This window comes from Tistrella mobilis (assembly GCF_039634785.1).
Taxonomy (GTDB): domain Bacteria; phylum Pseudomonadota; class Alphaproteobacteria; order Tistrellales; family Tistrellaceae; genus Tistrella; species Tistrella mobilis.
Window position 1 is genome coordinate 110,765 of record NZ_JBBIAB010000015.1, and the last position, 13,620, is coordinate 124,384.

The following is a 13,620-nucleotide window of genomic DNA, read 5'->3' on the forward strand; positions in this document are numbered from 1 at the left end:
ATGCGCACGCTTCGCCACGACCTGATCTATATGGCCGTCTTCACCCTGGTCATCCTGACCATGCCGCTGTGGATGCAGCCCTTCGGTGCCGCCTATCCCGATCTGCTCCAGCGGTTCGCGATCTACGGCATTCTGGCCATCGGCTTCAATGTCCTGTTCGGCATGACCGGCTATCTGTCCTTCGGCCATGCCGCCTTTCTGGGCGTCGGGTCCTATGCCGCGATGTGGTCGTTCAAGCTGCTGACCATGAGCGCCATCCCGGCGCTGATCTTCGGCGTGCTGGTCTCCGGGGTGTTCGCCGCTGTGATCGGCTTCATCAGCCTGCGCCGCAGCGGCATCTATTTCTCGATCCTGACGCTCGCCTTCGCCCAGATGTCCTACAATCTGGCATATTCGGTGCTCACCCCCATCACCAATGGTGAGACCGGGCTGCAGCTGTCGCAGAGCGACCCCAGGGTCATCGATGCGGCGCTGGGCGTCGAGCCGACCGTCGGCCTGCCGGTGCCGACCATCTTCGGCATGGATATGAGCGGCTTCGGCGGGTTCTATTTCTGCGCGGTGCTGCTGATCCTGGGCTTCTTCCTGACGCTCCGGATCGACAATTCGCCCTTCGGCATGATGCTGCGGGCGATCAAGTCGAACCAGACCCGCATGGCCTATACCGGCTTCAACACCCGGCCCTATACCATGGCCGCCTTCGTGATCTCAGGCATGTATGCGGGCCTCGCCGGTGCGCTGCTGGTGGTGACCGACCCGCTGGCGGGGGCAGAGCGCATGCAGTGGACGGCCTCGGGCGAGGTGGTGCTGATGACCATCCTGGGCGGCGCCGGCACCCTGCTCGGCCCGCTGATCGGGGCGACCGTCATCAAGTATTTCGAGAACATCTTCTCGGCCTATCACCATGCCAAGCTGGAAGATGCGCTCTCCTTCCTGCCCGACGGGCTGCAGCATACCATGGTAACGGTCATCTCGCCGTTCGTAGGCGAGGGCTGGCACCTGACGCTCGGCCTGATCTTCCTGGTGATCGTGATCTTCCTGCCCGGCGGGCTGATGGAAGGCGCCCGGCGGATCCGGGCGGCCTGGACACGGCGCCGGCAGCCTGCGACGGCGGATCAGACCACGGGCGGCCTGCGCCCGGCCAAGGCGGAATAGGAGATGACGGCCATGGAGAATGCAGTCCTCCACGTCGCCGATGTGCAGAAGAATTTCCGGGGTCTGAAGGCGCTGTCGGATATCGACCTCCAGGTCATGGAGGGCACCACCCACGCCATCATCGGCCCGAACGGCGCCGGCAAATCCACTTTGCTCAACGTCTGCATCGGCCGGCTGCCGCCGGATTCGGGTGCCGTGGTGTTCGACGGCGAGGTCATCACCGGCAAGAAGCCGCACGAGATCAACCAGATGGGCATCGCGCGCGTCTTCCAGACGCCCGAGATCTTTCCCGATCTCACCCTCTTGCAGAATGTGATGGTGCCGGCCTTCGCGAAGCGCGACGGATCGTTCAGGCTCAACCCGTTGCAGATGGTGTCGGCCCAGGCGGCGATCCGCGACGAGGCGGAACACTGGCTGACCGATGTCGGGCTGAAAGAACATATGCACCGCACCGCCGGCAGCCTGTCGCGCGGCGACAAGCGGCGGCTGGAACTGGCCATGGCGCTGGTCCAGCACCCCCGCCTGCTGCTGCTGGACGAGCCCACCGCCGGCATGTCGCGCCACGACACCAACTCCACGATCGATCTGCTGAAGAAGATCAAGGAGCGCGGCATGACCAAGGTGATCATCGAACACGACATGCATGTGGTGTTCTCTCTGGCCGACCGGATCACCGTGCTGGCCCAGGGGCGGATCATCGCCGATGGCGCGCCCGACGAGGTGCGCGCCAATCCGAAGGTGCGCGAGGCCTATCTCGGAGGAAACCACTGATGAACGCGATGCCTTCCGCCGGGCCGGCCGCCGCCTCCGCCAAGGCCCCCTATTTCAGCGTGCGCAACATTCACGCCTATTACGGCGAAAGCTACATCGTCCAGGGGGTCAGCTTCGACATGGCCGAGGGCGATGTCGTCGCCCTGCTCGGCCGCAACGGCGCCGGCAAGACCTCGACGCTGCGCACCCTTGCCCGGGCCACCGACCCTGAACTCAAAAGCGGCGAGATCTGGCTGAACGGCGCCGCGCTCCACAAAATGCGCGATTTCGAGGCGGCCAAACACGGCGTGCAGCTGGTGCAGGAAGACCGCCGGATCATCCCCGGCCTGACGGTGGAAGAGAACCTGCAACTGGCCCAGATCGCCGAGCCCAAGGGCTGGCCGCTGGAGCGGATCTATGAACGCTTCCCGCGGCTTGCCGAACGGCGCCACCAGGAAGGGGTGACGCTGTCGGGCGGCGAACAGCAGATGCTGGCGGTCGCCCGCGCCCTTGCCCGCGACCTGAAGCTTCTGCTGCTGGACGAGCCCTATGAAGGGCTGGCGCCGGTGATCGTGGAAGAGATCGAGCGCATCGTCGCCGAGATCAAGCAGATGGGCATCACCACCATCATCGTCGAACAGAACGCGGTTGCGGCGCTTCAGCTCGCCAACCGCGCGCTGATCCTGCATATGGGCGAAATCGTCTTCGACGGCTCGGCGCAGGCCGTGCTCGACGATGCGGAGCTGCGGAACGAGTATCTGGCGATCTGAGACCGGCCAGACCTTACGACGACGGCATCACCCGGTGATGCCGTCGCCCCATTCTTCGCGCAGCTTTTCCTGGCGGGCTTCGAGTTTCGCGACCGAGCGGTCATGGCCGGCATCGGCGAAGACGCCGGCGACCAGCGGCGCCAGCCAGACCAGCGACCAGCCGACACCGGCGGCACCATACATCTGCAGCCAGACGATCGGATCGCCGACCATCATCCGCGCCTGCGACAGCAGATGGCCGGTCAGCCACAGATCGCGCAGCACCGGCAGCACACCGGCCAGATTGCAGGCGGTGATGCATTTGGCGGTATAGGCGCCGGGCCGGTTTTCCATGAACACCGCCACCAGCGACGGCGCCATGCCGATCGCCAGCACCAGGGCGGTGGGCGTCGCGAAGATCGCGAGCGTGCCCAGCACCGCCAGAAAGGTCAGCGGCAGGGTCATGCTCTTCTGTTTGGCCGGCGCGCGCCGGGCCGCGGTCTTCTTCTTCGCCATCCTTGCCCCCGCCGGTCAGACGTCGCCCAGGGTGAGTGCCGCCAGCACCCCGAGCAGGATCATATAGCCCAGCATCGCCGCCACCTGCCGGCCGAAATGCTGCGCCTCCAGCCGCCGTGCCGCCCGGGTCTCGTTCAGCCGGCGGATGCCGAAAGACAGCTGGGCATGCAGCGCCTGGGCATTGGCCATGCCGCGGTTGTCGGCCTCGCGCCGTTCGGGATTGTCGACGATCGCCCGAAGCGCACTCAGGGAGCCGAGCGGCGCCACCCGCTCCAGCTCCTTCTCCATCCATTCCCGCGTGGTCTTGGCGTTATAGCTCTGCACCACCGGCCCCAGCCGCTGTACCAGCCAACGGGCCAGCATCGGCACCCGCACCTGAGGCTGGGTTTCCTGAGCCAGGCTCAACAGGTTGAGCTGGGCAAGCCGTTCCGAGGCCTCGCCGTCGCCGCCCACCACCACGCCGCGCAGCGCCCCGGCATAAGAGATGCTGAGTTTGGTGGCGATGAAGGCGGCAATATGGCGGTCGACCGGCGCCGTGCCCCGCCCCGCCCCGCGGGCGCGGTGATCCAGCGCCATCAGCAGGTCGGCCACGCTCTGCGGATAGGCGTCGGCGACCAGCGGGCTCAGGCATGGCAGGGTCGGGTTCAGGTCGTAGAGCACCCGCTCCAGCCCGAAGCCCATCATCGGCTCGGCCACGAAACCGCGCAGCCGCATGAAATCGGCCATCTCGCTCTGCGCCAGGCGCCGCTTGGTCTGATCGTTCGGATCGACCAGGCTGAGCCCGATCATCGGCAGGCCTTCCATCAGCATTTCGGCCATGGCCTGGCGGGTGTCGCGGTCGTCGTCGAGAAAGGCGACCGCGATCAGCGGCCCCAGCCCGTCCTTCATCACCGCCACATGGCGCAGCCGCAGCGGCCCCTCGGGATCGAGCGCCCCCAGCACACGGGCCAGCGTGGCATCGCCGCCCGGCCCGGCATCGACCCGGCCGGCGGCGATCGCCTGGGTGATCATGTTGCCGCGCCGCTCGTCGCCGATCGCCCGGGCGACCCAGCCGTCGAGCTTTTCGTCGATCACGATCCTGAGCGATTCCCGCCAGTTCTCGGCCAGCGCGGTGGCGAGACTCATGGCATTGGTGTGCTCGATGCCCTTGAAGATGAAGGATCGCGCCGCCTGCGGCCGGGTGGAATGCATGGCGCCGATGCTGCGCCGGCCGTCCAGCCAGGCCCTGACCTCTTCATAGCCCCAGCGTTCCTCGGCATTGTCGCTCAACAACCCGCGCAGCAGGCCGCCGACATCGGTGCCGAACCGCGCCCGATCGGTCAGCGCCACATAGGATCCGCGCTCCAGCCGGCGGCGCATCAGATCTGCCGCGGCATCCGCACTTTCCAGCCCCGGCACCCGGCGGGCCAGCGCCGAGGCGAAAAGCGCGCCCAGCGCAAAAAAATCCTCGCGCGGGCCGCCCTCGCCCCGCCCGGCCGGCAGGGCGGCCGCCCGTTCGACGCTTTCAAAGGCGATCGGCTGGCCCTCGCCCGGCGGGCCGCACAGACAATCGCCCAGCGCGATGCGGGTCCGGGCCAGATCGGCGAAATAGAGATTGTCGAGCGCGATCGCCCGATGCGCCATGCGCGCGTCGTGCAGCGCCTTCAGCGCCGCGATCAGCGGCCGGAGCAGCAGCCGCGACAGTTCCAGATCGTCGCGGTTCTGGCCGTCGGTCTTCAGCCAGTCGATCACCCGGCCGCCGAGCGGGCGTTCCAGGATCACCGCGAAACGCCGGCCCTTGCCGTCGCCCGGGTCGATCACCCCGCCTTCGACGGTGCGCAACAGCCCGGGCTGATCGATCCGGCGGACCACCCGCAGCCAGTCGTCGCGCACCGGCCGGCCACGCCGGGCGACCAGGGCGATCAGCGGCCGGTCCTTCTCGCGCAGATCCTCGGCGCCGAAAGCCTCGACATGCGGCCGGTCGAACTCCTCCAGCCGCACGCCCGGTATCATCCGGTAGCGTCCGCCGATGATGGTATGTTCGGTCTGCCCGGCTTCCGACATCCAGACGCGCCCCGCCCCTGACCTCTGCGTCCCCTGACCTCTGCGTCTTCCGGCCGCGCCGTTCCCCTCCGGTCGCGGTCCCCCACCTGTATACCCGGTTCCGGAGGATGCTGCACGGCCGAAGGGGCGCCTCAACGACAGGGCCGCCGGCAGAAATCCACCGGCGGCCCTGATCCCGTCCCGTCCTGCGACGATCCGATCAATCGATGAACGGATCGTGGACCAGGATGGTGTCCTCGCGCTCGGGGCTGGTCGACAGCAGCGCCACCGGCGCCTCGATCAGCTCTTCCACCCGGCGGATGTACTTGATGGCGGTCGCCGGCAGATCGGCCCAGGACCGCGCGCCCTGGGTGCTCTCGCTCCAGCCCTCGATGGTCTCGTAGACCGGCTCGATCTCGGCCTGGGCCCGCGGGCTCGACGGCAGATAGTCGATGACCGCCCCCTTGTGGCGATAGCCGGTGCAGACCTTGATCTTCTCCAGCCCGTCGAGCACGTCGAGCTTGGTCAGCGCGATGCCGTCGATGCCGCCGGTCTTGATGGCCTGGCGAACCGCAACCGCATCGAACCAGCCGCAGCGGCGCGGACGGCCGGTGACGGTGCCGAATTCATGGCCGCGCTCGCCCAGCAGCTTGCCGATCTCGTCATGCAGCTCGCTCGGGAAGGGGCCCGAGCCGACGCGGGTGGTGTAGGCCTTGGTGATGCCCAGCACATAGCCGATCTGGCCGACCGCGAAACCGCTGCCGGTCGCCGCCTGCGCCGCCACCGTGTTCGACGAGGTGACGAAGGGATAGGTGCCGTGGTCGATGTCGAGCATCGCCCCCTGGGCGCCCTCGAACAGGATGCGCTTGCGGGCGCGGCGGGCCTCGTTCAGCGTCCGCCAGACCGGGTCCATATAGGGCAGCAGCTTCGGCGCGATCTCGTCGAGCTTCGCCATCACCTCGTCGCGCGAGAACCGCTCTTCGGCGCCGAGGCCGGTGAGCAGCGCGTTGTGGTGCAGCAGCAGATCGTCGAGCTTGGTCGCCAGCAGGTCGCGATCGGTCAGGTCGCAGAGGCGGATCGCCCGGCGGGCGACCTTGTCCTCGTAGGCGGGCCCGATGCCGCGGCCGGTGGTGCCGATCTTGTTGCCGCCGCGCGCGGCTTCACGCGCGCGGTCGACCACGCCGTGCAGCGGCAGGATCAGGCAGACATTCTCGGCGATGCGCAGCGTGTCGGGGGTGATCTTCACCCCCAGCTTGCCGATCCGGTCGATCTCGTCGAGCAGGGCCCAGGGATCGACGACCACGCCATTGCCGATCAGCGACAGCTTGCCCCGCACCACGCCCGACGGCAGCAGGCTGAGCTTGTAGGTCTTGCCGTCGATAACCAGCGTGTGACCGGCATTATGGCCGCCCTGGAACCGCACCACCACGTCGGCACGGTGCGACAGCCAGTCGACGATCTTGCCCTTGCCCTCGTCGCCCCACTGGGAGCCGACAACGACCACGTTGCTCATGAGCTTACGCCCCCCGGATATCGATGGCGTCGAGCGGGATGGCATCAGCCCCCCGCAGGATGTGGGAACAGCCCTGCGCGCGCGCCTCCGCGACAGGGTCGGTCTCGGGCGCAAGGCCCTGGACGGTGATCCAGCCGTCGGCACGGAAGGTACGGCCCGCAACCGGGCCGCAGCCGAACGGCAGGTAGAGGTGACGCGGCCGAACGGGCGCATCGATCGCCCGGAGCACGCTGTCCATATAAAGACTGAAGCCGGTGGCGGGCTCGCCGCCGCCGTTCTGATCGGCCCCGGCGACATAGCGGCCGCCGCTGCCCAGCTCTCCGCGCACGCCGGCTGCAAACAGCGAGAAGCTGACGCCGGTCTGATAGTCGAGCCCGCGATGCTCGATCGGATCGATCGTCACCTGGGCATCCAGATCGGCCAGGTCGATGACCCGGACCACATCGGCGACCATGGCGACCAGGCGGCGCGCCTCGGCCGGCAGCTCCAGCGCATCCAGCCGGGCCAGCGCCTCGGCGGCGATGCCCGCGGCATCCAGCAGCCCGGCATAGAGCGGTGCCGCGGCGCCGGCGAGTTCGGCCACCGCCGTCGGATCCTTGCGGTCCAGCGCCTCGCGCAGCGGGCCCAGCTGATCGGTCGGCAGGCCGAAGGCCTCGGCCACCACATCGACCATGGTCGGCAGGTTGAGATCGATGGTCAGCCCCTTCACGCCGATGCCGGTCAGTGCCTCGGCGGCCAGCCGCACCACCTCGGCATCCGCCGTGGGTTCGGGCGCGCCGATCAGCTCGATACCGACCTGGGCGAACTGGCGTTCGGGCCGCAGCATGCCGCCGCGCACGCGCAGCACCTGGCCGGCATAGGACAGGCGCAGCGGCCGGGCGGCATGGGCCAGGCGGGTGGCGGCGATGCGGGCCAGCTGCGGCGTCATGTCGGCGCGCACGCCCATCATCCGCTGCGACACCGGATCCATCACCCGGAAGATCTGGGCGGCGAGCAGCCGGCCCGGGCCGGTCAGCAGGCTGTCTTCGAATTCCACGAGCGGCGGCTTCACCCGCGCATAGCCTTCGGCCGCGAAATGAGCCATCAGCCGCTCGATCGTCTGCGCCTCGAAGGCGGCATCGGGCGGCAGAAGGTCCTGCAACCCGTTCGGCAGGAGCGCGCGCTGGCGGTCGTCGATCATCGGCCCCGGTCTCAACCCATGGAAAATATCCGGACCGTGTCTTTCCACGGCCGGTTCAGGACGCACGAAGGCCGTCACGACCCCGTTTCCCGGGTGCCGGCGGCCGGGGCGGAGTGTAGCCCCCCGGGCCCCGGCACTCAACCGCAAACGCACGAAACCGGCCGCCCCCGAGGGAACGGCCGGTTTCGCAGGTTGACGGCGAGCGTGGGCCCGCAAGCCGGGCACGATCGCAGAAGGCGCTCAGAAGCTGAGCGACAGGGCCGTGATCACGTTCGGCAGGCCCTGGACCTGCTTCAGCACCGCCTCGCGCAGGGGCTGGTCGACCTCGATCAGGCAGATCGCGCGGGCGCCGGGCGCCTGACGGCCGAGATGGAAGCTCGCGATGTTGATGCCCGATTCGCCGAGCGTGCGGCCGACGCCGCCGATGAAGCCCGGCTTGTCGTTGTTGACCACGAACAGCATGTTCTCGGCCAGTTCGGCTTCGATCGCCACATCCTCGACCGAGACCAGACGCGGGCGGTTGCCGGCGATCAGGGTGCCGGCGACGCTGCGGCCGCCGCGCTCGTCCGACACGGTCAGCTTGATCTGGGTCTGGAAATCGGTCGCCTTGTCGCTGCGCACCTCGGTCACCGAGATGTTGCGCTCCTTGGCGACGATCGGGGCGTTGACCATGTTGACGCTGTCGAGCAGCGGGCGCAGCAGGCCGGTCAGCAGGGCCGCGGTGATCGGCCGGGTGTTGAGGGTGGCAACCTGGCCCGAATACTCGACGGTCACGCCGCGCAGGCCGGTTTCGGCCAGCTGGCCCGCAAAGCTGCCCAGCTGTTCGGCCAGCTTCATATAGGGCTTCAGCTTCGGCGCCTCTTCCGCGGTCACCGACGGCACGTTGATCGCGTTGGTGATGGCACCGGTCAGCAGGTAGTCGGCCATCTGCTCGGCCACCTGCAGGGCGACGTTCTCCTGCGCCTCGACGGTGCTGGCGCCCAGATGCGGGGTGGCGACCACGCGCTCGTCACCGAACAGCGCATTCTCCTTCGCCGGCTCTTCGGCGAAGACGTCGAGGGCCGCCCCCGCCACCTTGCCGGAGTCGAGCGCCGCCTTCAGGTCCTTTTCGACCACCAGGCCGCCGCGGGCGCAGTTCACGATATAGACGCCGTCCTTCATCCTGGTGAAGGCGTCGGCGCCGATGATACCGCGGGTGCCGTCGGTCAGGGGCGTGTGCAGGGTGATGACGTCGGCGCGGCGGAACAGCTCGTCCAGCTCCACCTTCTCGACGCCCAGATCCTGCGCGCGCTCGGGCGACAGGAAGGGATCGAAGCCGATCACCTTCATCTTCAGGCCCTGGGCGCGATCGGCGACGATGGCGCCGATATTGCCGACGCCGATCACACCGAGGGTCTTGCCCGTCACTTCCACGCCCATGAAGCGGTTCTTTTCCCACTTGCCGGCATGGGTCGAAGCATTGGCCGCCGGGATCTGACGCAGCATCGACAGCATCAGCGAGATCGCATGCTCGGCGGTGGTGATCGAGTTGCCGAAGGGCGTATTCATCACGACCACGCCATGGGCCGAGGCGGCCGGGATGTCGACATTGTCGACGCCGATGCCGGCGCGGCCGACGACACGCAGATTGGTTGCGGCCGCCAGGATGTCCTTGGTGACCTTGGTGGCCGAGCGGATGGCCAGGCCGTCATACGCGCCGATCACCGCGCGCAGCTCGTCCGGGGTCATGCCCGGCTTCACGTCGACCTCGATCCCGCGCGAGGCGAAGATCTCGGCGGCGGCGGGGCTCATCTTGTCGGAAATCAGGACCTTGGGCATGGGAAGTCTCCATCGCGGGCCGCACGCCCGCCCGCAGGATCATGCGGGCGGGCGGGGCACCGTTTTCGAACCGGGAATTCGGGGAAATAAGGTCGTATGGAGCGGGAGGCTCAGATGCAGGGGCTCAGGCCGCGGCGGCCTTGGCCTTCACCTGATCCCAGGCCCAGTCGAGCCAGGGCAGCAGCGCTTCCAGATTGGCGCGCTCGACGGTCGCACCACCCCAGATGCGCAGGCCCGCCGGGGCATCGCGATAGGCACCGATATCCAGCGCCGCACCCTCGGCATCCAGCAGACCGGTCAGGTCCTTCTGGACCTTCGCCTGACCGGCGGCATCGAGACCCTGGAACCAGGGGTCAACGATCGCGAGGCAGATCGAGGTCGGCGAGCGGGTGGCGGCATCGGTGGCGAGGAAATCGACCCAGTCGGTCTTCGCGACCCAGTCGGCCAGCACCGCGAAATTGCCTTCGGTGCGAGCGATCAGGGCCTCGAGGCCGCCGATCTGCTCGGCCCATTTCAGGGCGTCGAGATAGTCTTCCAGGGCCAGCATCGACGGGGTGTTGATCGTCTCACCCTTGAAGATGCCGTCGATCAGCTTGCCGCCCTTTGTCATGCGGAAGATCTTGGGCAGCGGCCAGGCCGGGGTGTAGCTCTCCAGCCGGGCGACCGCGCGCGGCGAGAGGATCAGCATGCCGTGCTGGCCTTCCGAGCCCAGCACCTTCTGCCACGAGAAGGTGACGACGTCGAGCTTGTCCCAGGGCATGTCCATCGCGAAGGCGGCGGAGGTGGCGTCGCAGAAGGTGAGACCCTCGCGATCGGCCGCGATCCAGTCGCCGTTAGGAACCCGCACGCCCGAAGTGGTGCCGTTCCAGGTGAAGATCACGTCGCGGGTAAAATCGACCTGGCCCAGATCCGGCAGCTGGCCGTAACCGGCGGTGAAGCTGCGGACGTCCTGGAGCTTCAGCTGCTTGACGATGTCGGTCTTCCAGCCGTCGCCGAAGCTTTCCCACGACAGGATGTCGACGCCACGGGCGCCGAGCATCGACCACATGGCCATCTCGAAGGCGCCGGTATCGGAGGCGGGAACGATGCCGACCTTGAAGTCGGCCGGGACGCCGAGGATCGCCGCGGTGCGATCGATGGCTTCCTTGAGCTTGGCCTTGCCAAGCTTCGCGCGGTGCGAGATGCCGAGCGCAGCGTCGCTCAAGGCATCGAGGCTCCAGCCCGGGCGCTTGGCGCAGGGGCCGGACGAGAAGCGCGGATCGAGCGGCTTCGCGGCGGGTTTCATCGTCATGTGCCTTCCCCTCAGGAAGAGTGGCGACCCGTTGGGGGGTCGCGGCCCGCTGACGACGATAGTGAGGTCGCCCTCACCGGTCAACACATGTCAGCCGGGCAGGAACCGGACGGAAGCCATGCACCGGACGCATGGCTCATACACCAGCCTGAACCCCGATTGCCCACATGATTTCTTAACCCTGCAGCCCGCATAGTGCTGGCCTGCCCCTGCTGATTACGGCGACGACTGCAAAATGCTCTCCTGGCCGGACGTCATCGACCTCAGGACGGTCGGGATCATGATCATCATGACCTGCGTCATCTCGTCGATGGTCTCGATCGTTATCTGGCGCCTGAACCGGCCGATGGCCGGCCTCATCTCGTGGATGCTGGCCGCCTTCGGCGGCACGCTGTCGTTCCTGGCCTGGGTGGCGATGCCCTGGCTGGGGCGGGAGATCGCCATTCCGCTCAACATGACGATCTCGACCGGCAGCCTGATGCTGATCCTGGACGGGGTGCTCCGGTTTCGCGGGCTGATCCCGGCGGGGCGGCTGCGCTGGATGACGCCGGCAGCCATGCTGATCGAAGCCGTTCAGGTGATCGTGAACCTGAACCAGGACTGGCTGCGGATCACGCTGAACGACATGCTGAACAGCCTGATCCTGGTCGCGATGATCGCGGCCCTGCTGCATCGCGCTCGCCGCGACGAACGGACCATCCATCTGATGATCGCCGCCGGCACCGCGCTGATGGTCTGCAGCTATCTGCTCCGCATCGACGCCGCCCTTGGCGCGCCGCGCGGCACCTTCCGCGCGCCGGGCGACCCGGCGCATGCCTATGTGTTCTTCATCTCGCTGCTGTTCATCCTGAGCTGGACCTTCGGCATGCTGCTGATGGTGAACCTGAAAGTCCATCGCGCGCTGGCCGATCTGGCCGATCGCGATCCGCTGACCGGCATCGGCAACCGCCGCCTGCTCGACCGTCTGGCGACACGCAGCCTGGCCCATGACCGGGCCGGCCTGGTGCTGATCGACCTGGACGGGTTCAAGCACATCAATGACAGTTTCGGCCACGATCAGGGCGACAGGGCGCTGATCTGGATCGCCGATACCCTGCGCGGGCTGATCAGGCCGGGCGAGACGCCGATCCGACTGGGCGGCGATGAATTCGCGTTGTTCATCGACGGAACGGGCGACAGCAGCGATCTGGACGGCCGGGTGGCCGAACTGGATGCCGACATCAATGGCCGGATCACCGTCGGGGCCGGCTTTCCCCTGCCGGCGCGTGTCAGCATCGGCGCCGCCGCAGCACCCGCCGACGGATCGACGCTGGATGCGCTGATCATGGCGGCCGACCGGCGGATGTATGCCGACAAGCACGGTTTCCGGCCAGGGGCCGAAGCCCGGTCCTGACGCCCGGTCCTAAAGGTAGATGATGCCTTCCATGTAGCGCTGAACCAGGGCCGCCACCACGGCCCGGTCACGCCCGCTGCTGCACCAGGCACTGCCGCCGCGCTGGCCGACCACACGCACGGTCAGGTCGTCGCGGTCCAGACGCTGGCGCCAATAGGGCAGCAGGGTGCACAGCGCCGAGGACCGGACGGCGAGTGCCTCGGGCCCCCATTTCGCCGCCACCACCCGGGCGGTGAAATCGCTCTGATCGCCGGGAGAGGTGAGCACCACCACCGGCCGGCCGAGCGTGTCCATGGCAGCGCGGTCGATGCGCACCGCCTCTACCGCCGCCTCGTCGGCAAGCACCGCCACATAGCACGAGCTGTCGAGCATCATCACCGTCTCGGGCGTGATGCCGCCCAGCGCGGCGGTGAGGTCCACCCGGCCCAGCATCTTCACCGGCGGGCGCAGCGGCAGATCGACCAGCACCGACGAGGTGTCGCGCTGGCCCATGATCATGCCCGATGGGGTGAGCAGCTGCACGCGGCGGAGCTGCGGCTCCAGGTAATGGAAGACGGTATGCGCCGCCGCCAGCGCGCCCGGTGCCGAGAGCGGCACCTCGGCCGCGCGCGAGAACCAGCGCACCTCGTAAACCCCGGCGGTGCCGACCAGAAACACGGTTTCGGCCTTGGCATGCTCGCCGGCGATATCGGCCAGGATGTCGTCGGGCAGCCAGCCGTCCAGCGGGCAGACCACGGCGGGCACGCCGCGGAACACGCGGTCGGCGAAGACGTCGAGATGGCAGATTGGGATCTGCATGCGGCGGCCGGAGGTCTCGGAACGTTGGGATCGGGTGGCGGCGGTCGTCGAGGCCCCTCCCGCAGTGGTGGGAGGCCTGGTCGGGGAGAACCGGACCAGTGTGCTGGCTTCAACCGGCGCCGAGGGATCGCCCCGCTCCGGCTTCTCTGACGGACCGCTCGACATCTGGCAAGGTTCCGCGACGACAGGGGAAAAGGGTAGACGACAGACGAAAAAGGCATGGGGCCCGTGCTGCCGCCGGACGGCGATGCCCGTGCCCCATTCGTTCACCTTACACGCCTTGGCCGCCGGATGCCAACCTGGCGCGCCCCCACCGTCAGGGCAATCGGGTGAAACTGTGCGTGACAGGACGGAAAAAGTCTGAATCTCTCATTGTCGACGTTGTTGGCTTGGGAGGGATGGATGGAACCGTGTGGGGCCTTGGGCGAAGCGATTGGG

The 13,620-nt window shown here is 67.9% G+C and carries 11 protein-coding genes; 4 read left to right on the forward strand and 7 right to left on the reverse strand.

Features of this window, described 5'->3' with window-relative positions:
• The 3 genes from WI697_RS19860 to WI697_RS19870 are packed head-to-tail and all read left to right on the forward strand — an operon-like array spanning position 1 to position 2,672.
• Positions 1–1,152 (forward strand): branched-chain amino acid ABC transporter permease, encoded by a 1,152-nt coding sequence (locus tag WI697_RS19860; protein WP_062769714.1) that lies wholly within the window; start codon positions 1–3, stop codon positions 1,150–1,152.
• Positions 1,153–1,164: 12 nt separating this feature from the next.
• The gene (locus WI697_RS19865; protein WP_062769711.1) at positions 1,165–1,923 is read left to right on the forward strand and encodes an ABC transporter ATP-binding protein; all 759 of its coding nucleotides are present in this window, start codon (positions 1,165–1,167) and stop codon (positions 1,921–1,923) included.
• Positions 1,923–2,672: an ABC transporter ATP-binding protein gene (locus WI697_RS19870; RefSeq protein WP_014744442.1), complete on the forward strand. Its 750-nt coding sequence runs from the start codon at positions 1,923–1,925 to the stop codon at positions 2,670–2,672. Before WI697_RS19865 ends, WI697_RS19870 begins: the two co-directional genes overlap by 1 nt.
• Before the next feature lie 27 nt (positions 2,673–2,699).
• Here the strand turns inward: WI697_RS19870 and WI697_RS19875 are convergent, their stop codons facing one another.
• The 6 genes from WI697_RS19875 to WI697_RS19900 all read right to left on the reverse strand — a co-directional run bounded on the left by WI697_RS19875 (position 2,700) and on the right by WI697_RS19900 (position 10,991).
• On the reverse strand, positions 2,700–3,167 hold the full coding sequence (locus WI697_RS19875; protein WP_014744441.1) for a hypothetical protein: 468 nt from the start codon (positions 3,165–3,167) through the stop codon (positions 2,700–2,702).
• A 15-nt stretch (positions 3,168–3,182) separates the two neighbouring features.
• On the reverse strand, positions 3,183–5,210 hold the full coding sequence (locus WI697_RS19880) for a protein kinase family protein (RefSeq protein ID WP_345959683.1): 2,028 nt from the start codon (positions 5,208–5,210) through the stop codon (positions 3,183–3,185).
• Positions 5,211–5,409: 199 nt separating this feature from the next.
• Positions 5,410–6,702, reverse strand: coding sequence for an adenylosuccinate synthase (locus WI697_RS19885; RefSeq protein ID WP_041604831.1), 1,293 nt, complete (start codon positions 6,700–6,702; stop codon positions 5,410–5,412).
• A gap of 4 nt (positions 6,703–6,706) precedes the next feature.
• Positions 6,707–7,882: an ATP phosphoribosyltransferase regulatory subunit gene (locus WI697_RS19890; RefSeq protein ID WP_014744438.1), complete on the reverse strand. Its 1,176-nt coding sequence runs from the start codon at positions 7,880–7,882 to the stop codon at positions 6,707–6,709.
• A gap of 240 nt (positions 7,883–8,122) precedes the next feature.
• Entirely contained in the window at positions 8,123–9,700 is a 1,578-nt protein-coding gene (gene serA, locus WI697_RS19895) for a phosphoglycerate dehydrogenase (RefSeq protein ID WP_062769702.1), read from the reverse strand.
• A gap of 124 nt (positions 9,701–9,824) precedes the next feature.
• A complete protein-coding gene (locus tag WI697_RS19900; RefSeq protein ID WP_062769699.1) occupies positions 9,825–10,991 on the reverse strand; it encodes a phosphoserine transaminase in 1,167 nt (388 codons plus the stop codon).
• Between the two features lie 280 nt (positions 10,992–11,271).
• Between WI697_RS19900 and WI697_RS19905 the strand changes: the two genes are divergently transcribed.
• A complete protein-coding gene (locus tag WI697_RS19905) occupies positions 11,272–12,384 on the forward strand; it encodes a GGDEF domain-containing protein (RefSeq protein ID WP_197465297.1) in 1,113 nt (370 codons plus the stop codon).
• Between the two features lie 9 nt (positions 12,385–12,393).
• Here WI697_RS19905 and WI697_RS19910 read toward each other — a convergent pair whose 3' ends face one another.
• Positions 12,394–13,182 (reverse strand): PhzF family phenazine biosynthesis protein, encoded by a 789-nt coding sequence (locus WI697_RS19910; RefSeq protein ID WP_062769693.1) that lies wholly within the window; start codon positions 13,180–13,182, stop codon positions 12,394–12,396.
• Positions 13,183–13,620: the final 438 nt, after the last annotated feature.